Below are 22498 nucleotides of genomic sequence, written 5' to 3'. Positions count from 1 at the left end.
CGCGCGCATCGGCCGCGGCGGGGCGTTATACATTGCCAGTCCTCAAATTTCGCCTATGCCGGCCGGTCCCCACGACGTGCGCTTGAAGACACCCAACCTATTCGGCGTCCGTCATCACGTTGAACAGGCAATCGCCTCGCTGCGTCAATGTGGGGAAGCGGCGGCAGCTGATCATGCCGGAGGTTGAAAAATGGAGTTCAACCGGGTCTCTCATTGGACTATCGGGAAAGTGGATGCGCCCGGCCAAATCGCCGGCTGTAACCATTTCGCCGAGATCGGCATTCGGTTCGAACAGCCCGCCTTCGGGAGTGTAAATCGCTGCTTCCCGTCCCAGTGAGCGCATGAGGCGCGTCGAGGACGTGTCGTCGACATCCAGGCCCGGTGCAATTCCGAAGTGCTTCAGGACGCGACGGACACCGGTTTCGGCTATCGCCAAACCGCGAGGCGACAGGGTTGCGCCGCCTCCGAGTTCTGTCGTCAGCGCCGGAATACCGCGTTTGGCGGCTGCGGCATACAATGTGGTGTGCCCACCACCGCCGCTTCCATCGGTCAACACGCTGAATGGCGCACCGAAGGCATCGAGGAGCGCCATCACTTTTTCTCTGTGATCGTCGTTCGAGCCGGGATGCGCCAGCGCCAGCGGCAGATAGTCGAGTGAGCGTCCGCCCGAATGCAGGTCGATCACCAGATCGCATTTCGGGAACAGAACCCTGTCGACATAGTGCGCGATCGCAGCCGTCGGTCCCATCTTCGGGTCACCCGGAAAGAGGCGGTTGAGATTGCCCTCGTCCAGCGGGGAGACGCGTCGCCCCGCCATGACGGCAGGAAAGTTCAGAGCGGGCATTATAATGACGCGGCCATTGACTTCCTCTGGCTGAAGTTCGCGCGCCAGGCGGTTGAGGGCGATCTGCCCTTCATACTCATCTCCGTGCGTGCCTGCCGTCAGCAGAAGCGTAGGGCCTGTCCCGTTGGCGATGACCACCAGAGGGATGGGGATCCACCCATAGGCGGACAGGTCCGATGAATGCGGCAGGCGGAGATAATCGGATTGCTTGCCAGATCGCTCGTAATCAAGCCCGGTCCAAAGCATGCTGACGTCAGACATTCTGAACAATACTCTCTGATGGTTTTAAAGGATCTGGCTGAGGAAGCGCTGTGTCCGCTCGTTCTCGGGATGAGCGAAGAACGTTTCGGGTGGTGCTTCCTCCACCACTGATCCGCCATCCATGAACACGACACGGTCTGCAACTTTTCTGGCAAACCCCATCTCATGCGTGACGCAGAGCATCGTCATGCCGTCGCGGGCCAGTTCCGTCATGACGTCCAGAACTTCCTTGATCATCTCGGGGTCTAGAGCGGATGTGGGTTCATCGAACAACATGACGCGCGGATGCATGCACAGAGCACGTGCAATGGCGACGCGCTGGCGTTGCCCGCCTGAGAGCTGGCTTGGATAGGCGTCCGCCTTTTCCGGGATTTTGACCCGTGCGAGGTAGTGCCGCGCGATATCCTCTGCCTCGCGGCGCGGCAGGCGTTTTGCGCGCGTCAGGGCCAGGGTGCAATTTCTGAGCACAGTGAGGTGCGGGAACAGATTGAAGTGCTGGAAAACCATGCCGACATTCCGGCGGATTTCATGCATGGCGCGCACGCCGGTTCCGACTTCGCGGCCATTCACGCGGATCTCGCCCTGCTGATGCTCTTCCAGCTGGTTGACGCAGCGGATGAGCGTCGATTTGCCGGAACCGGACGGCCCGCAGATGACGATCTGTTCACCGGTTCCGACTGTGAGATCGACATCCTTCAGGACATGCAGCTTGCCGTACCATTTGTTGAGTTTCTTGATTTCAACGGCTGGCTTCATTTCCAGCGCGCTTCCCACAACTCCCGTGGACATTGCTTCTACGGCAGTCATGTTATCGTTTCTCCGATGCCAAGAGCTTGTTCTCCAATACACGCACGAGCTGTGCGATCGATACGGCGAGGATCAGGAAGACCACTCCGACGATCAGCATCGGTTCTGCGTAGCGAAAAGTGTCGCTTGAGACTTCCATCGCAGCGCCGAGCATTTCCGGGACAGCAATCACGGCCAGATAGGGCGTCGCCTTCAGGATCGATACGAAGTAGTTGCCCATCGGGGCCGCGATGTTGCGCAACATCTGGGGTGCGATGACGAATATGATGGTGTCGAAGTGCTTGAGGCCCAGTGCCGTTGCTGCTTCGAATTGCCCGGCCGAGATGGTGTCGATACCCGCCTTGAAGACTTCGGCCAGATAACCGCTGTAGTAGACGCTTAACGCCAGAACGCCGACGGCGTATGCGGGTAGCGTCACGCCGTAGAACGGCAGCACAAAGTACAGAAAGTAGATCTGCACCAGAACCGGGGTGGACCTGATGAAGTCAATGACAAACCGCATCGTGTAGCCGAACAGACGGCCGCTGCGGCGAAGGATCTCCAGAAGAAAGCCGAGCAGGGCAGCACCCAGACAGCTCGCAATGGCGACCCAGATCGTCGTGCCCACGGCGGCGAGTATCGTGGGCAGAACGGAGAGGGCGAAGGCGAAATCAAACGTCACGCTGTCCCCTCCCTTCAATGCTCACGCGCCGCTCCGTCCAGCGTCCAAGAATGGTCGCGGGGTAACAGACGATGAAATATGCAAGCAGCAGGGCCGTGTAAGTGCCGACCGGATCGTATTGCAGTTGCGAGATTTCCTTTGCACGGAAAGTCATGTCCGTGAGGGTGATCAGCGAAACGAGCGCCGTTCCCTTGATCAGCTGTATGAACTGATTGATGAAAGTCGGCATCATGGCTGCAAAGGCCTGCGGCAGCTCGATCAGGCCCAGGATCTCGATCCGCCGCAAACCCAATGCCTTGCCTGCCTCCACCTGGCCGACATCCAGCGCCTGCAATGCGGCCCGGACCGACTGGCTGCCATAGCCGCCAATGTTCAGTCCGAGCGCCATCGCGCCCACGGTGATGCCGGAGAGTGTTATGCCGAAGCTTGGCAGTGAGTAGTAGAAAACGAAGAGCAGGATAATCACCGGTGAACTGCGCCAGAACTCGATGATCGAGGTCACGAGCAGATGCGCAAATCCCTTGGTGAAATGCTGTAAAACGCCAAAGACAAGAGCGAAGGGCACGGCGAACATCATCCCGTAGAAGGTAATGGTGGCTGTTACGCCGAGCCCCTCGAAAATGCCGGCAAGCGTGGCTGTAAAACTCACTGCACACCCTCCGGATCAGTCGCGGTCAACTGATGCATTATTCGCTACAGATCGCCTGCGTCTGCAGGTTCGGCGCTTTCTCGGCATCGGTGAAGCCGTAGCGCTTCATGATCTCGTCGACGGTACCGTCGTCCATGAGCTTTTTCAGTTCCGCATTGTAGGCATCGCGCAGCGTTGTATCAGCCTTGCGGAAAGCGATGGCCGTATAGAGAGCTGCGGGCCGTCCATCGACAACCTTGCCAGTGAAAGGGACTGCGCGTTCCAGCCCCTTCACGTTCGGGTCCTGCAGGAAAGAAACAACGCTCGGTGCGGAAAGGGTAGCAGCGTCCGCACGTCCTGCCAGAAGGGCAGAGACGAGGGCGTTGGTGTCCTGCAGCAGCAGCATCTGATCCTTGGGAACGCCCGCATCCATGGCGTTCTTCGAGTTCAGCGTCCCCCGGCCGCCGGCGAGACGGAGATCGGGATTCGATGCAAAATCCGCGTAGCTGTGGATGTTCTTGGGGTTCCCTTCCTTGACGAGCAGCCCGTCGCCGACCGACAGATCAGGTTCGCTGAAGATCACTTCCTTGCATCGTGCAGGCGTGATCGCGATTCCTGATGCGATCATGTCGAACCGGTTGGCGTTCAATCCGGGAATGAGCGCGCCAAACTCCGAGATCACAAACTCGATATTGCTGACGCCCAGCTTCTCGAAAGCCGTGCGCACCAGATCCGGATGATATCCGACGGCTTCGCCATCGGCATTCCGGAAACCCCAGGGAGCCCGATTGTGAATGCCGATTGTCACCGTCCCGGAAGACAGGCGCTCGGAGATCGCCTCATCTGCCATGGTTGACGAGGGAGCAGCCAGTCCCGTGAGCGCAATCATGGCTGCGAGCCCGGCGCGCAAGACTGACCTGCGGAGTAAGGTGTTCATCTTCATTCCCCTTCTTGTTTGTTGGTAGAGTTTCACGACGCGATTGCGTCTTCCGTCGCATGGGTTGCGAGCACGTTCAAAAGCCGCTGAACATCAGCTTCGAGATCTGCGGCATCTTCCAGCCCCACGCTGATGCGCAGAACGAGATCGTCTCCGGTCCATGGCCGTGCGGTTCTGTGCTGTTTGACCGGCATGGGCGCGACCAGACTTCTGGTGCCGCCCCAGGATGCGCCGATCGAAATGGTTTTCAGGGCGTCCAGCGCAGCTGACACATGCGCGATTGCGGGCGTTTTGAACACGACACTGAACACCGCACTGGCACCGGAGAAATCACGCTGCCAGATCTCGTGTCCCGGTGAATTCTTCAGCGGCGGATAAAGAACGTTGTCCACCAGCGGATGCGCGCTAAACAGCTCCGCAAGCTTCGCGGCGGTTCGGCTGGCATAGTCCAGGCGCACCGCCATCGTTTCGATGCCGCGCAAAACCAGAGAGCATTCATCCGGAGAGACGCCGATGCCAAACCGGTTCAGGGTTGCCCTGACGGTTTTTGCGTTTTCGGGATCCGCCAGTGTTATGGAGCCCATCAATGCATCTGAGTGACCGGCGAAATACTTGGTGAGCGCTTCCACGACAATGTCGGCGCCATGGGCCAGCGGCTTGAAATGGAGAGGCGTTGCCCACGTGTTGTCACAGCCTACGAGAACGCCGGCCTTGTGCGCTATTGCGCAGATGCGCGGCACGTCCTGAACTTCCATGGTGGTTGAACCGGGCGACTCGACCCAGATCATTCGGGTCCGTTCGTCGATCAGGTTCTCAAGCTTTTCCGGTGCAGTCGGATCGTAGAATGCAACCTCCACGCCCATTCTCTGCAGGTCATGCTGCGCGAAATCCCTGATGGGCGGATAGGCGCTGTCCGCTATCAGAAGGCGATCACCTCCCTTGATGAAGGAGAGTATGGCCAGCGCGGATGCAGCCTGTCCGGAAGGGACGAGCAGTGTTTTGCCGCCGCCCTCCAGTGCGCTTATTTTTTGCTCAAGAGCGCGGACAGTGGGAGTGCCGGAAAGCCCGTAAGTATAGCCATCCAGGCCGCGTTCGTGACGCCCCGCATAAGCTTGCGCGTCGGGAAAAACGATCGTGGAGGCGCGGTGAACCGGATAGGCAAGGCTTCTGAAGCCTTCCGTATCAACGTCCGGTGATGTGACACAGTTTGTCCAATCGCTCATTGGGGGCCTTTCATTTGCTGTGGCGCACTTACATCACAGCGATATCTATTCCGTCTAATATGAAGATTGATAAACTCTATTCTAAAAGGTTATAGGTGGAGGGAGGAGGGTGGCCATGAATCAGCGACAGATCGAGGTTTTTCATGCCGTCATGACCAATGGCACGGCGTCTCGTGCAGCCGAGGTCTTAAGAATTTCGCAACCGGCGGTCAGCAAGGCGGTACAGGAGCTGGAGAGATCAATTGGCTTTCCGCTCTTTGATCGGGTGAAGAGCAGAATGCTGCCGACGGCCGAGGCCCAGCTGCTTCACAGGGAGGTTGAGGCATCGTTCATCTCGATGGGGCATTTGCGGAGTGCGGCTGCGCGGATACGGGATTTCGGCTCCGGCGAAATCAGGATTGCGTGTCTCTCGGCGCTGAGCACGAACATCGTTCCACGTGCTCTGCGCGCATTTCAGGAAGCGCACCCCAATGTGGCGATCACACTGCAGGCGCGCATGTCGTCCGTTGTTCGCGATCTTGTCGCTGAAGGGCAGTTCGACGTCGGGCTGGCGGCGGATGAGATCGATCTAACGGGCGTCGACGCATCGCCCTTTGCCACTCACAAGGCGTGCATCGCGCTCTATGAAGGGCATCCTCTGGAGCATCTTGATGTCATCCGGCCCGAGGACCTTCATGACCGCCCATTCATCGCTCTTGCGCCTGAGGACACGACCCGACGTGAAGCGGAATTTATCTTTGAAAAAAGCGGTGGAACGCCGCGCACGGTGATCGAAACACCTTACTCCACAACGATTTGCGCCATGGTCAGCGCGAGGTTGGGCTGTGGTCTGGTGAACCCGTTGACGGCAGAGCCCTATTTGAATGCCGGGCTCATTTTGAAACCCTTTGAACCGAGCATTTACTTCCGGACGCTCCTGCTCCTGCCTCCCAACCGTCGCCCATCGAGACTGCTGAAAGAGCTTGTGGACGCGTTGCGCAGACACAGCAGTACGAAGCCCTCGATTCTGTAACCACCGGTGTGGTCACAGGCAGATCAAGAACTGTAAGTTCTTTCGAATTGGGTGGGTTCGAGTGGCCTTCGCTTCGACGGGTTAGAGGTGAATTTCAATGGCAGCCATGAGGTCTGAGTTGTGCAAATTTTGCACAATATCTGCCTATGATTCCAAAAATCGGAGAATATGGTCGCCCCATGCACATTTTGCACTGGAGGAGCAATCATGAAACGTATCGCCACCCTTGCAGCGGTCATTGGTCTGGCAGTGACGCCCGCCCTGGCGCAGGAAACGCTTAAGTTCGCCCACGTCTACGAAGCCAACACCCTTTACAACGATGCGGCCGAATGGATCGCCAGGGAGATCGAGCAGCGCACCGACGGCAAGTACAAGGTCGATGTGTTCCCCAGCTCCCAGCTGGGTAATGAGGAAACCATCACCGAAGGTCTGCAGATCGGCAGCATCCAGATGGCCTATACGGGGCCGACCTTCCTTGGTCAGTTCTACAAGCCGATGGCCATCTCCGAAGCGCCCTTCATCTGGGAAAGCTACGATCACTGGAAGAAGTATCAGGACAGCGACATCTTCCAGGAAGTAACGCAGGGCTATTTCGACAAGACCGGAAACAAGGTGACGTCGATCCTCTATTTCGGATCTCGCCAGACGAGCTCCCAGGAGAAGATTGAAACGCCCGAGGACATGAAGGGCATGAAGATTCGCGTGGCCAATGCGCCGCTCTGGAAAATTTTCCCGACTGCGGCTGGCGCAAATCCCACGCCGATTTCCTTCGCGGAGGTCTATCTGGCGCTGCAGCAGGGCGTCGTCGAAGGTCAGGAAAACCCGATCACCATCATCGAATCCAACAAGTTCTACGAAGTGCAGAACTATGTTGCGCGTACAAGCCACATCACCTCGTCCGTGGTGTCGGTCTTTGGTGGTCCGCTCTGGAGCAAGCTGACTCCGGAAGAGCAGGAGCTCTTTGCCGAGATCACGCGTGAAGCCTCCGTGATGTTCAGCGACAAGATCGTGGCGCGCGAGGAAGAACTCTTCGACAAGTTCCGCAATGGTGATGACGTCGAGATCGTCGATGTGGATCGGGCTCCCTTTGCCGAGCTCGTTATCCCGGCCGTCAAGGCTGAATGGGGCGAGGAGCTCGTGGATCGGGTGACGGCCATCGCCGATTGAGGATGAAAAGCGGGGAATTCGCGTCCCCGCTTTGCCTGACTGGAGGAGAGAATGGTCGCTTTTGCAGCCCGGCTGATCGCGCGCGCCGAAGACGGCGCGCTGCTGCTTTTTTTCTGGGCCCTGGGCGGGGTCGTGTTCGCGCAGTTCTTCTCGCGCTATTTCCTGAACATGCCGCTCGGCTGGACCGAGGAACTGGCGCGCTATCTGATGATCGCGGTGGCGTTTCTGGGATTGCCCGTGGTGACCCGGCTTGGCGAACACATCGCCATAGATCTGTTGGCCGTCAGCCTGCCTGCAAGAGCGCGTTCATGGGTGGAAGGCCTGGCGGAACTCGTCCAGCTGCTGATTGTCGGTGCTCTGACCTGGCAGGCCTGGAAACTGGCGGGCATGTCGGCGCAAAGCATGAGTTCGCTGCCTCTTCCCAAAGCCATTGTCTATTACGTTGTCCTGACGGGACTGGGCCTGCACCTGCTGGCAATCATCCACCGCCTCGCGGCCCGTCTTCGCCCGGAACTCCGCTCATGATTCTCCTGTTCGTCTCGCTCGCCGTTCTTCTGATGATCGGAGTGCCTATCGGCTTCGCCCTTGTGGGCGCTTCAATGGCCTATCTTCTGGTCACCGAAGGTCTGGGAACGCCGCAGGTTCTCTTCCGCATGGTGAATGGCGTGGACAGTTTCACGCTTCTCGCGATCCCGTTTTTCATTCTCGCCGGAGCGGTGATGAATGTTGGTGGCGTGACCGAGCGTATCTTTGCCTTCGCCGATGCCCTGGTTGGCTGGATGAAAGGCGGCCTCGGCCATGTGAACGTGGCGGCCAGCGTCATTTTCTCGGGAATGTCGGGTGCGGCTGTGGCCGATGTCGGCGGTCTGGGCGCAATCGAGGTCAAGGCCATGCGCAACGCCGGCTATGATGACGATTTCACGATCGGGATCACCGGGGCCAGCTCGATCATAGGCCCGCTCATTCCCCCGTCGCTGCCGCTCATCATCTATGGCGTGGTGGCGTCTGAGTCGATTGGCAGCCTGTTTCTTGCGGGCATCGTGCCGGGCCTGCTGATTGCCGTGCTGATCAGCCTCACCATCTTTCTGATCTCGCGTCGCCGTGGTTATGAACCCAGCCAGCGGTTCGAGCCGCGCCTGATCTTGTCGCGCGCGCGCCATGCGATCTTCCCGCTTTTGACGCCGGTTATCATTATCGGTGGCATTACACTGGGGGTCTTTACGCCGACCGAGGCCGCAGTTGCTGCTTCGGCCTATGCCATCGTGCTGAGCGCTTTCGTGTTCCGCACAATGGGTTGGGGAGATTTCGTCCGCCTCAGCCGTGAAACGGCGACCACCACGTCTTCTATCCTGATCATCGTGGCGGGGTCCGCGATTTTCTCCTGGCTTCTGACGGCGAACAATGTGGGTCCGCTGGTTCGGGACATTGTGACCGGAATGACGGACAGCCCCATCCTGTTTCTGTTCCTGGTGGCCGCCGTAACGCTGATCGTCGGCTGTTTCCTCGACATGATCGCAGCAATCACCATACTGGTTCCAGTGCTCCTGCCGACGGCCAATTCGCTTGGAATCGATCCGATCCATTTCGGCGTTTTCTTCATGTTCAATCTGATGCTCGGCTTGCTGACCCCGCCGGTCGGGATGGTGATATTCGTTCTTGCAAAGGTGTCTGATGTGACGCCCGCTTTTGTCAGCCGCAGCCTGCTTCTGTTCGTGGTTCCGCTTGTGCTCGCACTGCTGGCGCTTCTGTTCATTCCCGCACTCAGCACGGCTTTGCCCGCTTTCGTTAAAGGAGGTTCCCTGTGAACCAGTCGGTATCGATCATGGGAGCCATGCTGCATGGCCCTGAAGATTTGCGCTACGAGCAGGTTCGCGCAGAACCACTGGGTGCTGATGAACTGCGCATCCGCCTCGGCGCGGCCGGGATCTGCGGGTCGGATCAACACTATTTCCGCCACGCGCGTATGGGAAGTTTCATGCTCAAGGCCCCGTTTGTGCTGGGGCATGAGATGAGCGGCGACGTGATCGAAGCCGGTCCTGATGTCGCTGGCTTTGCGCCCGGGGATCGGGTTGTGGTGGATCCGGCCTTGACCTGCGGCTCTTGTCCGAGCTGCCGGGCAGGGCGGGCAAATCTGTGCCACAATGTTCAGTTCATGGGGTCCGCAAGCCATGACCCGCATCTGGATGGCGGTTATCGTGACAGCTTCGTTGTCAAAGCCGTCCGCTGCGTGAAAGTTCCGGCGGAAACCCCTCACAAAATCATTGCATTGACGGAGCCGCTTTCGATTGCGGTCCATGCCGTAGAGCGTGCAGGGGCGTTGCTCGGCCGTGATGTGGTCATCACGGGCGGTGGCACGATCGGTTGCCTGATCGCCGCCACTGCACGCGCTGCGGGTGCGGCGCGGATCTGTGTTTCCGACCCCAGCCAGTTTCGGCGCGACACGGCGCTGAAAATGGGTGCGACCGACGTAATTGATCCGATGAGACGCGAAGCCGTCGAGACGCTGGATGCAGCCGGGGGAGCATTCGACATTGGGTTCGAGGCGTCAGGCAATGCTGCGGGCCTCAACGATTGTGTGCGCATGATCAGCCGCGGCGGAAAAGCCGTGCTTGTCGGAATGATCCCGACAATGGAGTGCACGGTGCCGTTCAATCACATGACGACGAGAGAGATCGATCTGGTTTCGACCTTCAGGCAGAATGCCGTTTTCGCGCGTTCGGCCTCCATGCTGGTGGACGGCCGGATCGATCCCCGCCCGATTGTGACCGGAAGCTACAGGCTTGCCGATTTGCGAGAGGCTTTCGCAGCTTCTTTTGAGAGCGAGCGGCACATAAAAGTCCTCCTGCTGGGCGCCGGGTAGTAAGGGGGACCAGCTTTTGGCCGACAAAGTCACCGCGCTGGATATTGCAGAACGACTTTCGGTATCGCGCTCGACCGTATCGCGGGCGTTTGATCCGATGTCACGGATATCGCCCGACCTGCGACGCCGCATCCTCAAAGTTGCGCATGAGCTGGGCTACCGGCCGACCTCTGCCGCACGGCTGATCATGCGGGAATATCCCCACGTCATCGCGGTGGTGGTGCGTGACGTAACGAACCCGGTGCGTGCGGGGATCATGACACGCCTGATCCGTGAGCTGGAGCGCAACGGTTATCTGCCGCTTGTGTTTCAGGTGCCCAATGCCCGGACCATGAGCGCCCGGATAGAAGCGATCCTGAGCCATTTGCCGTCTGCCGTGGTCATGACCGGGTTCCGTCCCCCATCAAGCGTGCTGACCCTGTGTTCCCAGCGGGGCACGCCGACGCTGATCCTGAACCGCGGAGGTATCAAGGGACTGGCGGCCAATTACGTAACCAGCGATCACCATGGCGGCGGCTTGAAAGCGGCGGAGGTTCTAACCGCAAGAGGATGCCGCAACATCGCTTTCGTGTCGGGGCAGAGCGTCAACGACCCGGATGCCAGCGAAGAACGGATGCGCGGTTTCCTCACGGGGCTGGAGCGTGCCGGCATGGTGGCGTGCGCTGCTCAGGAGGGCGACCACAGCTATGACAGCGGTGTTCGCGCCGCATGCGAATTCTTCGGCGCATCCGCGCGGCCCGACGGCGTGTTTTGCAGCAACGATCTCATGGCCATGGGCTTTATGGATGCGGCGCGCGAGAGCTTTGGTCTGACCGCCCCCGACGACTATCAGATCGTCGGATATGACGATGTCGAGATGGCTCGCTGGGCGGCCTATCGCCTGAGCACCATCGCGCAGGACATGGGGGCGGTGATCACCGCCACGGTCAAAGGTGTCCGCCAGCTTGTCGAGAAGCCGGATCATTCGATCCGTGTTGTCGTGCCGGTGGATTTCGTCGCGCGCAGCACAACCCGCGACCCAGCATTACAAGAGCAGGAAAAATGACCGCCGAAATCAGAATACCTCAATCCCGTTTCATCGTGGTGGGACGGGCGGGCATGGACCTGTATCCCGAACCCGCCGGCACGAAGATTGCCGACGCGGTCAACTTTTCAGCCATGCTGGGCGGTTCGGCAGCCAATATCGCAGCCGGCCTTTCGCGGCTGGGCTGCCGCGCCAGTCTCATGACCGCGCTGTCGGACGATCCGGTCGGTCGCTTCTGCGCCAACCGGATGACAGCGCTGGGCATCGGTCAGGAACTTGTGGCGCGTTCCGGCCCGGGCCTGCGAACCTCTCTGGCGTTGTCCGAGACACGGCTAGAGGACCACGAAACACTGATCTATCGCAATGGGGCCGCTGATTTCGATCTGCCCCTGCATCTTGCCGAGAGCATGGATCTCGCTGGCGTTCAGGCGCTGGTGGTGACAGGCACCGCTCTCGCGCGCGAACCTTCACGCTCGGTGGTGATCAAAGCAATGGAGCGGGCGAGAGGAGCCGGTGTCGATGTGGTTCTCGATCTCGACTACCGGCCATATTCGTGGAGCAGCATTGAAGAGGCGAGTGCTGTCTACCGTTCGACCGCCCGCATGTGCCAGATCGTCGTCGGAAATGATCTGGAATTTGCGGTGATGTACGGTGAGGCGCAGCCGAATCCAGGCCTTGCCCGCACCCTTCTCAGGGAAGGGGTGGGGCTTTGCATCTACAAGATGGGGCAGGATGGCGCTTTTTCCTTCGATGGCCGGCAGGAGTTGCGCACGGGCATCTACCCCGTGACCGCATTGAAGCCGGTCGGAGCAGGGGACGCTTTCATGGCATCCTTTCTTGCCGCGCATTACTGCGGCGCCGACTTGCATGACAGCATTGCGCGCGGCTCCGCAGCTGCTGCAATCGTCGTTTCGCGAAAGGGGTGCGCGGATGCAATGCCGGCGCTGGAAGACGTGACCGGGTTCATGGCGCAACAGACCATGACCGCCGCGAGGATGGACTGAAACATGCCGCTGGTTACGTTAAACGAGGCTTTCGACAACATCGCAGACAAGGGTGGGGCGCTGGCAGGCGTGGTGGTCCTTGGATGGGAAGACGCCTACGCCTATGTCCGCGCAGCCGAGGAGGTTGGGTGTCCCCTCATCCTTCAGGCGGGACCCGGGTGCCGGGCGCACACGCCCTTGCCCGTTCTCGCAGCCATGTTTCGCAGTCTGGCCGAGCGGGCCAGTGTCCCCGTCGTTGCGCACCTTGATCACGGCAAGACACCGCTGGAGTGCCTGGACGCCATCGAAGCCGGCTTCACATCTGTGATGTATGATGGATCGGCCCTGCCGCTTGAGGAGAATATCGAGAACACGCGAGAGGTCCTGACCGCTGCCCGAACAGCCGGTGTGAGCGTGGAAGGGGAACTCGGCATCGTCGGCTATGTGGGGGCAAAAGAATCCGTGGGCACCAGCCCGGATGAGGCGCGGATCTTCATTCAGGAGGCGCCGGTGGACGCACTGGCCATTTCCGCGGGCAACACCCATCTCAGCCAAACCGATACTGTTCCGGCGGACATGGCGATCATTCGAGCGATAGAGGCGGTGGTGCCCACCCCACTCGTGTTGCACGGGGGAAGCGGCATTCCTGCGAAGCAGCGGCGTGAAATCGCCCTTCAGACGCGGGTCGCGAAGTTCAACATTGGAACGGAGCTAAGGCTCGCCTTCGGTCATGCACTTCGCGAAAAGCTTGCGTCCGATCCGGACGTTTTCGACAGAAACGCAATACTTGGCTCCCTCATTGAGCCGATAGCGGAGAAAACTGTGCCAATTCTCGCCAATCTTCTCCCACGGGAGGATTCGCGCTGAAAGGGGAGGCCGTGCGCATAGGGTGCTTGGTGCGATGGAAGATGTCTCGGACGTTGCCAGCCGAGCCTAGAACGGCAGCTCCCCACGGCAGATGCGGTATTCCTCGAGGGCGCGCAGGGAGCGGCCTTCATCTATGGCGGCCAGGTTCAGAATGACCATGTTGGCAACGGTCATCGGGACGACCAGCGATTGCGAGTCGCCCAGAACACCGCGTGAAACCGCTATGTGCTGATCGGGCGCCGGGTTGAAACGGATGCCGTGCATGTCGGTGAGGGCCAGCACCTTTGCCCCCTTTGCGGCTGCAAGACGCTGGATGTCCTGAACCTGGCGCGTCTGCTGCCTGAAGGCGATCAGCCAGACGACATCATCGCTGCGAAGCCCCGTCAGCATCTCGGGAATCCGGCTGGGGGCATCCGCCAGATCACAGGCGTCATAACCCGAGCGCATCAGGCGGAGCGCGATGAGATGGGAGAGCGTCGTGGCGTGACTGCGCCCGAAGATGAAAATGCGCCGGGCGTCGCGCAGTGCTTCTGCGAAACTCCGGATATCCGCATTGGATACGGAGCTGCGCAGTGTTTCAAGCGCTGCAATCTCACTGTCGATTACCGAGCTCACGAGGCTGCCATCCTCGGCGCGGATCAGGCGCGCCGCGATGCGGGCGGCCGGTTTTTCGAAATCCTCGCCACCCTCGACAAGGCCGGACTGTAGAAACGCCCGGAATTCCGGATAGCCACTGAAGCCCAGCCGCCTTGCCAGCCGCACGGCGGAGGCCGGGTGAACACCGGCACGAAACGACACTTCCCGCCCATTCTCCATTGCGGCGCGGAACGGGTTCTGCATGAGCACATCGAGCAGGCGGGTGTCGGTTTTTGTCAGCTTCTCCGAATTGCTGGCCACGAGTTCGCTCAGAAACTGCGGCGCATTCTGCGCCGATCCTGTTATATGCTCTGCCATGGCCAATCTCCCGGCGGTCATCTCCCGAGTTCAACACGGTCCCCGCTCTGCGTGTCAAAGAAATGCGCCTGGGATACGTCAAATCCGATCCACAGGTCCGAAGGGTCTCTTGGTAGAGACTTTCGATGGCTTGTCAAAGTCACCCGGCCAGCCGGCGTTTCGCAATGCAGGATGAGTTCGGAGCCTGTCATTTCCGAAAGAAGAACCCTGCCGGGCAGGGCTGCCTCGCCGGGCTGACGCTCATGGACGGAAAGCGCGTCGGGGCGCAGGCCTGCTGTGAGTGCGGCGGGTGCATTGAAGCCGGGCAGTCTGTCAGCGTCCAGGAAGTTCATGGATGGCGCTCCGAGGAAGCTCGCCACGAAGCGGTTTGCCGGTCGGTCGTAGATCGCTTCGGGCGTATCGAACTGCTGCAGGTGGCCGTCCTTCATCACCGCGATGCGGTCGGCAAGCGAGAGCGCTTCGGTCTGGTCGTGCGTGACATAGATGATCGTCGCGCCGAGCTTCTGGTGCATTTCCTTGATCTCGGCCCGCATGGTCACGCGCAGCGCGTTGTCCAGATTGGACAGCGGTTCGTCCATGAGGAAGGTAGAGGTGTTGCGCGCCATTGCGCGGCCCATTGCAACGCGCTGGCGCTGACCACCGGAAAGAGCGCCGGGCTTGCGGTCCAGATAGGCGTCGAGCTGGAGCATGCGCGCTACCTCCTGCGCCCGTGCAGTGCGCTCGGACTTCGGCACACCGCGCAGCTCCAGGCCAAACGCGATGTTCTGCAGAACCGTCATGTGCGGATAGAGCGCGTAGTTCTGGAAGATCATGGCGATGTCGCGGTCGCGCGGCGCCAGATCGTTGGCACGCTTCCCGTCGATCATGATGTCGCCGCCCTCGCAGCCCTCAAGCCCGGCCACGAGGCGGAGCAGGGTGGACTTGCCACAGCCGGAGGGGCCGACGATCACGATGAACTCACCGGGGCTTATCTCCATGGAGACATCGTGCAGGATGCGCGGTCCTCCGGCGTAGGATTTGCGAATGTTGGACAGGCTGATGGCACTCATGCCTGTCGCTCCCGTGCAATGCGGGCCGATGCCTCCGGGTGCCTTTCGCGTATAGCGACGGCGAGGCTCGGACGGTCGGTTGTGAAAACCTTGACGCCAAGATCAAACGCCTTCTCGATCTGCGGCGTGGTGTGTGCTGCCCAGCAACCAAACTCCATGCCGGCGTCGAGCACGCGCTGCATCAGCTGCGCATCGGCGCAGTCGATGTTCACGCCGATCTCGGAAACGCCGACGGAGCGCGCGAGCGCAATGACGCCATCGACGCCCGCCTGCTGTAGCACCGGCGGGGAGACCAGCCACAGGCGCGGTCGGTCGGTTGCTTCGCCCAGCTCCCGAAGCGTGTCGATCAGGAAGGACGAGAAATGTGTCTTGTGCAGGCGGCCGTTGCGCTCAAGCGCATCGATCACACGCGGTACGAAGTCGGGGTAGGGGCGACCATCTGCGCCGGGCTTGATCTCGCAGCGAAACAGGACCGGACTGTCTGCAAAGACTGCACACAGTTCATCAAGGTCGAGCGTGTGGGTCGGGCCGGCTTGGCTGTGGTTGACGATTGCCGCGCGAACCTCATCAGCCGTTAGTCCGGCGATAGCGCCGCTGCGGTCGGTGGTGCGATCAAGCGTCGGATCGTGATGGACGAAGATGACGCCGTCCAGCGTGGGGTGCAGGTCGAACTCGACCTCTTCAACGGGCATGCCTGCAGTCGCCGAGAAGCCGGCGAAGGTGCTGTCGCCAAATTCCAGCGTGCCGCCGCGGTGTGACGCGATGCGTGTCAAAACGTATTCCTTCCGTCTTTGGATTATTTCACTGCGCCCATCGTGATGCCGCGCACCAGATGTCGCTCAACGAGAGCAAAGCCGACGAGCACCGGCAGAATGCTGATGGTCGAAGCCGCCATGACCAGCGGCCAGTCGATTGCGCCCTCACCGGGGTTGATGCGGTACAGCCGCGCCAGCCCGACCTGAAGGGTGTAGAGATCCTCGTCGCCGATCGCTACGAGCGGCCAGATGTAGTTGTTCCACTCGGCGATGAAGATGTAGAGGCCCATGGACAGGATTGCCGGGCGGGCGATCGGCACGATGATCCGCCACAGAACCTGAAGCGATGTTGCGCCGTCCATATAGGCGGCTTCGTCCAGCGAGCGGGGAATGCCGCGGATGTACTGGCGCAGGAAGAAGGCCGCAAAGCCATTGGAGATGGCCGGCAGGACCAGTCCCGCGTAACTGTCGAGAAGGCCCGCCCTTGCAAGCGTCAGATAGTTCGGAATGAGGCTGATGTGACTGGGGATCATCAGCGTCGCCACCATCGCGCCGAACAGAAGATTGCCACCCCGGAACCGATACCGCGCAAAGGCAAAGGCGGCCATCGTCGCAAAGGTGATGCCGAGCACCGTCACCAGGCCCGAAACGATCAGGCTGTTCAGGAGATAGCGGGCGAAATTGTACTGCCCCACCGCGACCGCATAGTTGAGTACGGTGAACTCGACCGTTCCCGCATAATAGGCGTCGGCCGTCTGGAACGACATCCAGATCGAATAGAGAACCGGGGACAGGAACAGGAGGCCGGCAGCAAGCGCCAGCCCGGCGATGACGGGATTGTCAGGCTTCATAATGAACTCTCCGGCCGATGACCCGGGCTTTGATGAACGCCAGCATGATCAGGAAGATGAACAGGAGCACCGCCAGTGCGGAGCCGGTGCCGATGTCGAACAGCGTGAAACCGATGCGGTAGAGCATGTTGACCAGAAGGTCGGTCGCTCCGGCCGGTCCGCCATGCGTCATGACGCTCACGATGGTGAAGACCTGGAACGCCTCGATCACTGAAATGACGAGCAGGAAATAGGTGGTGGGCATGACCAGCGGTACTGTCACGCGGCGGAACACGTGGAACCGGCTGCCGCCGTCCACCGCTGCCGCGTCGTAAAGCTCGCGGGGGATTGCCTGAAGGCCCGCGATATAGATCACGATGTCGTAGCCGAGCTGTTTCCATGTGTTGACGAAGATCAGCACCCAGAGCGCGATCTGCGGATCCTGCAGCCAGGGCACCTTGCCTGCGCCGAGCGACTGCAAAAGAGCGTTGGCCATGCCGTAATCGGTGGAGAAAACCCAGGAGAACACCACCGCGATGGAAACGGTGGATGTTACCGAGGGCAGAAAAAGCGCGCCACGCAGAAGGCGCGGAGCCAGCGTCTCACGCGTCAGGAAACTGGCCACGCCAAGAGCGAGCACAAGCCGCAGCGGAACGGAGATCACGGCGAAGAGGGTCGTCACGTAGAGTGAGTTCCAGAATTCGTGCGAGCTCAAAAGTAGGCGGTAATTGTCGAAGCCGACGAACGGCTTGTCCGGTGACATGAAATCCCATTCGCGGAAGCTGAGATTCAGACTCGTGACAATTGGAATGTAGGTGAACAGCGCGATGAACGTCATCAGCGGCAGGACGAACAGATAGGGCGTGAGCTTGCGCGACATGGGGGTATCCGGAATGCATGAAACGGGGCCCCACGAAGGGGACCCCGAACGGTCTGTGTTTCGGATTTACTGCGTCAGCCGCTTGGCTTCGTTGCGGGTGCGCTCTGCGAAGCCCTCAAGGGTCTCTGTGACATCACGCTGGCCGAGCGCCATGGCCTGCCACTGATCGTACTCGGTGGCGCGCATCCAGGTGACGACCGGAGGACGCGGACGACCGCGGGCGAAACCGAGCTGGTTGATCGCGACGTCGATGCCGGGCTTGTTGGCCAGGGCTTCGGCGGCGATGGGCTGGGCGGCCGTGTTCTTGTTGATCGGCATGTAGCCGGTCGCAGCGAACCAGACGGCATTGGATTCAGGCGAAGCTGCGTAGCTGATGAACTTGTAGGCGGCGTCCTTCACCTCGTCATCGGCGGTGGAGAGGATGCCGATTCCGGCGCCGCCGATCGGGACGGCGCAGGTCTTGTTGCAGGGCATCGGGCGCACGGCGAGCTTGTCGCCCAGCGCCTTGGTCGCGCGGCCGTAATTGCCGGTCGAGTTCAGCATGATGCCGACTTTGCCGGCGAGGAACGCGTCGCGACCATTGTTCTCTTCGGTCACGCCGTCGGCAGAAGCGACCTTGTGTTCGTGCACCAGCGAAGCCATCCACTGATAGGCCTCAATCGTGTTTGGCGCATCAATCAGGATCTCGCCGGATTTGGAGTCGATCAGGTCGCTGTCATTGTCCATGATCAGGCCCCAGCGCGCGAACTGGCCGGGCGCAGCGATGCCGGTGATGCCCTCGTCGCCAAGCTTCTCGGTGATGCTCTTGGCAGCGGCCAGAAGATCGTCATAAGTCTTCAGCGGCGTCTCGTCGGAGAGGCCTGCGCGCTCGAAGATCTCCTGATTGTAGTAGAGAACCGGCGTCGAGGAATTGAAGGGGACGATGTAGTTTTTGCCCTCGAACACTCCGACCTCGCGGGCGAAGTCGAACAGCTCGTCTTTCAGCGGATCGGCTTCCACATAGGCGGTCAGATCTTCAAGCACACCGCGATCCGCGAAAAGACCGTAACGCGTCACTTCCATGATCACTGCATCGGGTTCGCGCTTGGCGGGAATCGCGGCCTGCAACTTGGCAACGATGTCGTTGTAATTGCCGATGTGCTGGGCGTCGATCTCGATGCCCGGATTGTCTTTCTCGAAGGCCTCGATGATCTGGTCAAGCGCCTCACCGGCAGCGTTGTTGAAGCTGTGCCAGAATTCGACTGTGACATCTGCTGATGCCGATGTGACCGATCCGCATACAACGACCACGCTGGCCGCCAGCAGGCTTTGCAATTTCTGTACCATTTTGTCTCCAGTCCGCAATTAGAATTGCATTTGCGTTCGGCCGTTGGGTAACGCGGATTGACGACAGTTTTTTAAAGGTGTGGTGAAAAGTTGCGACAGGGAGCGGACTCTGGATTGCCTGCGTCCGAACGAACGCAGGCAATCCAGAAATGCGGAGGCGTGTGACGGAAGAGAGAGAACTCCCTGCCTGTTAAAGCCGCTTTGCGGGCTCCGGGCGCGGGCGTCAGGCGTCGATGGTCGCTCTTTCCATTACAGGTTGACGGGGTTCCCTGAGCGCCGAAACTGCTTCGTGCTGGCTGAGGAAGACCCTGCCGTTGAGATGTTTCAGGAATTCAGTGTCCCCGAGGCGGTCCATGACCGGCCCTTTGACCTCCGACAGGTGGAAACCGAGTCCAGCGTCGGCGAGGCGACGGTTGATCTCTTCGAGGCTTTCCAGCGCCGATGCATCAATCGCGTTGACAGCCGAGCACATCAGGATGACGTGCTTGAGGTCCGGCCGGGCGGCGACATGCTTGGCGATTGTGTCTTCAAGGTAGCGCGAATTGGCAAAGTACAGGCTTTCATCGACACGGATCGACAGGATTTCCGGGCTGGTGAGGACGGAATGCCGTTCGATGTTGCGGTAATGCTCGGTGCCGGGCACTTGGCCGATGATGGCCGTGTGCGGCTTGCTGGTGCGGTAGAGATGCAGGAGCAGCGACAGCAGGACACCGGCAACGATGCCGAGTTCGACGCCCCAGCCAAGTGTGACGAGGATGGTGGCGGCCATGGCTGCGAAGTCGGATCTGGAATAGGCGAAAACCCGGCGCACCGCTCCAAAATCCACCAGCGAAAGCACGGCAACGATGATCGTTGCGGCAAGGGTCGCCTGTGGCAGGCTGGCGAGCAGCGGGGTGAGGAACAAAGCTGCGAGCGCGATCCCGACAGCGGTGAAAATGCCCGCGGCGGGGGTTTGTGCGCCGGCGTCGAAATTGACCACGGAGCGCGCGAAGCCGCCGGTCACGGGATAGCCGGATGAAAGACCGGCAGCAATGTTGGCGGCGCCCAGTCCGATCAGCTCCTGATCGGGATTGATGCGCTGCCGCCGCTTGGCCGCAAGGGTCTGCCCCACGGAAACGGATTCGACAAAGCCGACCACTGAAATGAGGAAGGCAGGTACGAGAAGCGTCGACAGGAGATCGAGCGAGAGAGCAGGTGCGCCGAAGGCTGGCAGGCCCTGCGGTATCGCGCCAACCAGCGCGACGCCGCGCGTACCCAGATCGAGGGCGGTAGCCAGTGCAACCGTTGCTGCAACCGCGAGGATCGGAGCTGCTTTCGCCACCATGTCTGCGGCGCGCGCAGGGATGCCCGCGGCGACCAGCAGGGGCTTTAGATATTTGCGGGCGAAGTACAGGAAGGCCAGAACGCTGACGCCGATGGCGAGCGTGACCGGATTGATGGCGGTGAGCTGACCGGTCAGCGATCCGAGGATTTCTGGAAGCGTGCCGCCGCCACCCGACACCCCGAGAATGTGGCGAAGCTGGCCGGCTGCGATCAGCAGGCCGGATGCGGTGATGAAGCCCGATATCACCGGATGCGAGAGGAAATTGGCGAGGAAGCCGAGCCTGAAAATGCCCATGATGATGAGCATGCCGCCCGACAGCAGCGCCAGCGCGATTGCTGCGGTGAGATAGTCCAGCGTGCCTTGCGCTGCAATCTGCCCGACGGCCGAGGCGGTCATCAGAGAGACGACGGCGACGGGGCCGACAGCGAGTGTGCGGCTGGTGCCGAATATCGCATAGGCCACCAGAGGCAGGATCGAGGCGTACAGGCCGACTTCCGCCGGCAGGCCGGCCAGCATGGCATAGGCGAGTGATTGCGGGATCAGCATGATCGTGACGATGACCGCGGCCAGAAGGTCGCTGGTCAGCACCGTTCCGTCATAGTCCCTGATCCACTGGAGAAACGGAAAATATCGAGATGCTTTGGTCATGATCGGTCTGTCACGCGAATAAGGGGTGGACGCCATCGCGTCCGGCGCGATGGCGTGGGGTCGGTCACCGGCAGATCACTGCCTGATGGATGAGTAGAGCACGGCGGCCCGTGCGCCGGATCGGCAATATCCCAGAACCGGCCCGTCGAAAGCTTTCATTGCTTCCTTGAAGCGGTCGGCCTGTGCCGCCGACGGCGCTCCCGTGACCGGGACGTGGACGGCTTTCATGCCGTGGTTCTCCGCCTCGCAGGCAATCACCGCGAATGCGGGCTGACCCGGCTCTTCATTGTCGGGCCGCGCGCAGAGAATGGCGACATAGCCTTCCTGCGCCAGTTGAGCGATGTCTTCGGGCCGAACCTGCCCGGCGGTCGCGAAACGTTCGTCGATCTTCCGGACGTTCGTTTTCCCGGATCTCCGGAAAAGACTAAAGGGCCACATTTTCAGACCGCCTTTCCGGCTGCGCGTGCGGCCATGGTGTGCCGGGCAATTCTGGCAAGCGCGATGCCGGCGACCATCGAGCCGACGAAAACCCAGGCGTCGGAATAGCCCAGCCCCAGCGCCGGGATTGCGCCGCCCGGGCAAAAGCCGGTGATGCCCCAGCCGATGCCGAACACAGCCGAGCCTGCGAGAAGCGGCAGATCGATATCCCGGCGCGTCGGCAGGTGGAACAGCCGGTCAAAGACCGGTGCTTTGCGCTTCAGGACAAATGTGTATCCGATGGCGGTAACCACGAGGGCGCCACCCATGACGAAGGCGAGGGAAGGATCCCAGCTTCCGGCAACATCAAAGAAGTTCAGCACCTTTGCCGGATTGGCCATGCCGGAGAGTGCAATGCCGGCCCCGAAGATCAGGCCAATGACGAGAGCGGAGAAGATCCGGGTCATTAAAGACCTCCAATGACGTGACGGATGACAAAGACGGTGATGGCGGTTGACGCCATGAAGGTGAGTGTCGCGACGATTGAGCGGGGCGAGACACGCGCCATACCGCAGACACCATGCCCGGAGGTGCAGCCCGAACCGAAATAAGCGCCGGCGCCCGCAATCAGGCCGCCGATGATGAGCCAGGGCGCGGGGGTGGGGCTTTCAAAGGGTATGGTGTAGCCCGTCAGGCCGACGATCAATGCCGGTGCGCCGATGGCTCCGACAATGAATGCCGCGCGCCAGCCCCAGTCGCTTGAAAGGGGTGGGATGAGAGCGGAGAGGATTCCGGTCATGCCGGCGATGCGGCCGTGGAAAGCCATCAGCAGCACTGCGGCAAGGCCGATCAGGCTGCCGCCCAGCAGCGAGAGCCACGGGGTGAATTCAGTCATTTATTCTAGGTCCTTGATGTCGACGGTTTGAGGAGTGCTCAGGCCGGGGGAAGTGGCGGGCGGTTCCAGGTGGTGTGCTTCTCCGGGAAGGCGGCCGTTCCGCCCCCTTTCCCTTTTGTCGCTGGGCTCCACCCAGAACTGCAATC

At 60.6% G+C, this 22498-nt stretch carries 24 protein-coding genes; 8 read left to right on the top strand and 16 right to left on the bottom strand.

Translation table 11 applies throughout. The annotated features are described in order from the left end of the window. Nucleotides 1-97: 97 nt before the first annotated feature. From ACRTG1_RS02570 to ACRTG1_RS02545, 6 genes are read right to left on the bottom strand one after another with little or no spacing between them, the layout of a single operon-like run. Entirely contained in the window at nucleotides 98-1105 is a 1008-nt protein-coding gene (locus ACRTG1_RS02570; RefSeq protein ID WP_432515711.1) for a succinylglutamate desuccinylase/aspartoacylase family protein, read from the bottom strand. A 24-nt stretch (nucleotides 1106-1129) separates the two neighbouring features. Beyond that, a complete protein-coding gene (locus ACRTG1_RS02565; RefSeq protein ID WP_206545088.1) occupies nucleotides 1130-1912 on the bottom strand; it encodes an amino acid ABC transporter ATP-binding protein in 783 nt (260 codons plus the stop codon). Nucleotide 1913: 1 nt separating this feature from the next. After that, nucleotides 1914-2573: an ectoine/hydroxyectoine ABC transporter permease subunit EhuD gene (gene ehuD / locus ACRTG1_RS02560; protein WP_113156622.1), complete on the bottom strand. Its 660-nt coding sequence runs from the start codon at nucleotides 2571-2573 to the stop codon at nucleotides 1914-1916. Beyond that, the gene (locus ACRTG1_RS02555; protein WP_113156623.1) at nucleotides 2563-3222 is read right to left on the bottom strand and encodes an amino acid ABC transporter permease; all 660 of its coding nucleotides are present in this window, start codon (nucleotides 3220-3222) and stop codon (nucleotides 2563-2565) included. Before ACRTG1_RS02555 ends, ehuD begins: the two co-directional genes overlap by 11 nt. 37 nt (nucleotides 3223-3259) lie before the next feature. Further along, on the bottom strand, nucleotides 3260-4174 hold the full coding sequence (gene ehuB, locus ACRTG1_RS02550; protein WP_432515710.1) for an ectoine/hydroxyectoine ABC transporter substrate-binding protein EhuB: 915 nt from the start codon (nucleotides 4172-4174) through the stop codon (nucleotides 3260-3262). Then, nucleotides 4171-5361, bottom strand: coding sequence for a trans-sulfuration enzyme family protein (locus ACRTG1_RS02545; protein WP_113156624.1), 1191 nt, complete (start codon nucleotides 5359-5361; stop codon nucleotides 4171-4173). The genes ehuB and ACRTG1_RS02545 overlap by 4 nt, the downstream gene beginning before the upstream one ends. Nucleotides 5362-5476: 115 nt before the next feature. Between ACRTG1_RS02545 and ACRTG1_RS02540 the strand changes: the two genes are divergently transcribed. From ACRTG1_RS02540 to ACRTG1_RS02505, 8 genes are all read left to right on the top strand, one after another. Further along, nucleotides 5477-6373, top strand: a complete 897-nt coding sequence (locus ACRTG1_RS02540) for a LysR substrate-binding domain-containing protein (RefSeq protein ID WP_432515709.1) — start codon at nucleotides 5477-5479, stop codon at nucleotides 6371-6373. A gap of 207 nt (nucleotides 6374-6580) precedes the next feature. Next, a complete protein-coding gene (locus ACRTG1_RS02535) occupies nucleotides 6581-7540 on the top strand; it encodes a DctP family TRAP transporter solute-binding subunit (protein WP_162742414.1) in 960 nt (319 codons plus the stop codon). Nucleotides 7541-7591: 51 nt separating this feature from the next. Then, entirely contained in the window at nucleotides 7592-8065 is a 474-nt protein-coding gene (locus ACRTG1_RS02530; protein WP_113156627.1) for a TRAP transporter small permease, read from the top strand. Next, nucleotides 8062-9345, top strand: a complete 1284-nt coding sequence (locus tag ACRTG1_RS02525) for a TRAP transporter large permease (RefSeq protein ID WP_113156628.1) — start codon at nucleotides 8062-8064, stop codon at nucleotides 9343-9345. Before ACRTG1_RS02530 ends, ACRTG1_RS02525 begins: the two co-directional genes overlap by 4 nt. Then, nucleotides 9342-10400, top strand: coding sequence for an alcohol dehydrogenase catalytic domain-containing protein (locus tag ACRTG1_RS02520; RefSeq protein WP_224873228.1), 1059 nt, complete (start codon nucleotides 9342-9344; stop codon nucleotides 10398-10400). The genes ACRTG1_RS02525 and ACRTG1_RS02520 overlap by 4 nt, the downstream gene beginning before the upstream one ends. A 16-nt stretch (nucleotides 10401-10416) precedes the next feature. Then, nucleotides 10417-11445 carry a LacI family DNA-binding transcriptional regulator gene (locus ACRTG1_RS02515; RefSeq protein ID WP_432515708.1) on the top strand — a complete coding sequence of 343 codons (1029 nt, stop codon included), beginning with the start codon at nucleotides 10417-10419 and terminating at the stop codon, nucleotides 11443-11445. Then, entirely contained in the window at nucleotides 11442-12428 is a 987-nt protein-coding gene (iolC, locus tag ACRTG1_RS02510; RefSeq protein WP_432515707.1) for a 5-dehydro-2-deoxygluconokinase, read from the top strand. The genes ACRTG1_RS02515 and iolC overlap by 4 nt, the downstream gene beginning before the upstream one ends. Before the next feature lie 3 nt (nucleotides 12429-12431). After that, the gene (locus ACRTG1_RS02505; RefSeq protein WP_432515706.1) at nucleotides 12432-13274 is read left to right on the top strand and encodes a class II fructose-bisphosphate aldolase; all 843 of its coding nucleotides are present in this window, start codon (nucleotides 12432-12434) and stop codon (nucleotides 13272-13274) included. A 66-nt stretch (nucleotides 13275-13340) separates the two neighbouring features. Here ACRTG1_RS02505 and ACRTG1_RS02500 read toward each other — a convergent pair whose 3' ends face one another. From ACRTG1_RS02500 to ACRTG1_RS02455, 10 genes are all read right to left on the bottom strand, one after another. After that, nucleotides 13341-14228, bottom strand: coding sequence for a MurR/RpiR family transcriptional regulator (locus tag ACRTG1_RS02500; protein ID WP_113156633.1), 888 nt, complete (start codon nucleotides 14226-14228; stop codon nucleotides 13341-13343). A 17-nt stretch (nucleotides 14229-14245) separates the two neighbouring features. Then, nucleotides 14246-15277, bottom strand: coding sequence for an ABC transporter ATP-binding protein (locus ACRTG1_RS02495; protein WP_206545082.1), 1032 nt, complete (start codon nucleotides 15275-15277; stop codon nucleotides 14246-14248). Continuing rightward, entirely contained in the window at nucleotides 15274-16050 is a 777-nt protein-coding gene (locus ACRTG1_RS02490) for a glycerophosphodiester phosphodiesterase family protein (protein WP_113156635.1), read from the bottom strand. The genes ACRTG1_RS02495 and ACRTG1_RS02490 overlap by 4 nt, the downstream gene beginning before the upstream one ends. 23 nt (nucleotides 16051-16073) lie before the next feature. Next, nucleotides 16074-16883: a carbohydrate ABC transporter permease gene (locus ACRTG1_RS02485; protein ID WP_113156636.1), complete on the bottom strand. Its 810-nt coding sequence runs from the start codon at nucleotides 16881-16883 to the stop codon at nucleotides 16074-16076. After that, a complete protein-coding gene (locus ACRTG1_RS02480; protein ID WP_206545080.1) occupies nucleotides 16873-17742 on the bottom strand; it encodes a carbohydrate ABC transporter permease in 870 nt (289 codons plus the stop codon). The genes ACRTG1_RS02485 and ACRTG1_RS02480 overlap by 11 nt, the downstream gene beginning before the upstream one ends. Before the next feature lie 66 nt (nucleotides 17743-17808). Then, nucleotides 17809-19068, bottom strand: coding sequence for an ABC transporter substrate-binding protein (locus tag ACRTG1_RS02475; protein WP_432515705.1), 1260 nt, complete (start codon nucleotides 19066-19068; stop codon nucleotides 17809-17811). Nucleotides 19069-19291: 223 nt separating this feature from the next. After that, entirely contained in the window at nucleotides 19292-21040 is a 1749-nt protein-coding gene (locus tag ACRTG1_RS02470) for a SulP family inorganic anion transporter (RefSeq protein ID WP_432515704.1), read from the bottom strand. A 75-nt stretch (nucleotides 21041-21115) separates the two neighbouring features. After that, entirely contained in the window at nucleotides 21116-21478 is a 363-nt protein-coding gene (locus tag ACRTG1_RS02465; protein ID WP_206552972.1) for a TIGR01244 family sulfur transferase, read from the bottom strand. Nucleotides 21479-21480: 2 nt separating this feature from the next. Then, nucleotides 21481-21924 carry a YeeE/YedE family protein gene (locus tag ACRTG1_RS02460; RefSeq protein WP_206994662.1) on the bottom strand — a complete coding sequence of 148 codons (444 nt, stop codon included), beginning with the start codon at nucleotides 21922-21924 and terminating at the stop codon, nucleotides 21481-21483. Further along, nucleotides 21924-22352, bottom strand: coding sequence for a YeeE/YedE family protein (locus ACRTG1_RS02455; protein WP_206552970.1), 429 nt, complete (start codon nucleotides 22350-22352; stop codon nucleotides 21924-21926). Before ACRTG1_RS02455 ends, ACRTG1_RS02460 begins: the two co-directional genes overlap by 1 nt. Nucleotides 22353-22498 lie beyond the last annotated feature (146 nt).

The sequence above is a fragment of the Nitratireductor sp. PBL-C9 genome (assembly GCF_050877045.1).
GTDB classification, from domain to species: domain Bacteria; phylum Pseudomonadota; class Alphaproteobacteria; order Rhizobiales; family Rhizobiaceae; genus Nitratireductor; species Nitratireductor aquimarinus.
Note: the sequence above shows the minus strand (reverse complement) of the source record. Positions and strands in the feature narration are given on the sequence as shown.

Coding starts and splice junctions, on each gene's coding strand:
- ACRTG1_RS02505 (WP_432515706.1), top strand. CDS start 12,432: ATGCCGCTGGTTACGTTAAACGAGGCTTTCGACAACATCGCAGACAAG.
- ACRTG1_RS02545 (WP_113156624.1), bottom strand. CDS start 5,361: ATGAGCGATTGGACAAACTGTGTCACATCACCGGACGTTGATACGGAA.
- ACRTG1_RS02535 (WP_162742414.1), top strand. CDS start 6,581: ATGAAACGTATCGCCACCCTTGCAGCGGTCATTGGTCTGGCAGTGACG.
- ACRTG1_RS02530 (WP_113156627.1), top strand. CDS start 7,592: ATGGTCGCTTTTGCAGCCCGGCTGATCGCGCGCGCCGAAGACGGCGCG.
- ACRTG1_RS02540 (WP_432515709.1), top strand. CDS start 5,477: ATGAATCAGCGACAGATCGAGGTTTTTCATGCCGTCATGACCAATGGC.
- ACRTG1_RS02455 (WP_206552970.1), bottom strand. CDS start 22,352: ATGACTGAATTCACCCCGTGGCTCTCGCTGCTGGGCGGCAGCCTGATC.
- ACRTG1_RS02495 (WP_206545082.1), bottom strand. CDS start 15,277: ATGAGTGCCATCAGCCTGTCCAACATTCGCAAATCCTACGCCGGAGGA.
- ACRTG1_RS02480 (WP_206545080.1), bottom strand. CDS start 17,742: ATGTCGCGCAAGCTCACGCCCTATCTGTTCGTCCTGCCGCTGATGACG.
- ACRTG1_RS02525 (WP_113156628.1), top strand. CDS start 8,062: ATGATTCTCCTGTTCGTCTCGCTCGCCGTTCTTCTGATGATCGGAGTG.
- ACRTG1_RS02565 (WP_206545088.1), bottom strand. CDS start 1,912: ATGACTGCCGTAGAAGCAATGTCCACGGGAGTTGTGGGAAGCGCGCTG.
- ACRTG1_RS02470 (WP_432515704.1), bottom strand. CDS start 21,040: ATGACCAAAGCATCTCGATATTTTCCGTTTCTCCAGTGGATCAGGGAC.
- ACRTG1_RS02475 (WP_432515705.1), bottom strand. CDS start 19,068: ATGGTACAGAAATTGCAAAGCCTGCTGGCGGCCAGCGTGGTCGTTGTA.
- iolC (WP_432515707.1), top strand. CDS start 11,442: ATGACCGCCGAAATCAGAATACCTCAATCCCGTTTCATCGTGGTGGGA.
- ACRTG1_RS02460 (WP_206994662.1), bottom strand. CDS start 21,924: ATGACCCGGATCTTCTCCGCTCTCGTCATTGGCCTGATCTTCGGGGCC.
- ACRTG1_RS02465 (WP_206552972.1), bottom strand. CDS start 21,478: ATGTGGCCCTTTAGTCTTTTCCGGAGATCCGGGAAAACGAACGTCCGG.
- ACRTG1_RS02500 (WP_113156633.1), bottom strand. CDS start 14,228: ATGGCAGAGCATATAACAGGATCGGCGCAGAATGCGCCGCAGTTTCTG.
- ACRTG1_RS02485 (WP_113156636.1), bottom strand. CDS start 16,883: ATGAAGCCTGACAATCCCGTCATCGCCGGGCTGGCGCTTGCTGCCGGC.
- ACRTG1_RS02570 (WP_432515711.1), bottom strand. CDS start 1,105: ATGTCTGACGTCAGCATGCTTTGGACCGGGCTTGATTACGAGCGATCT.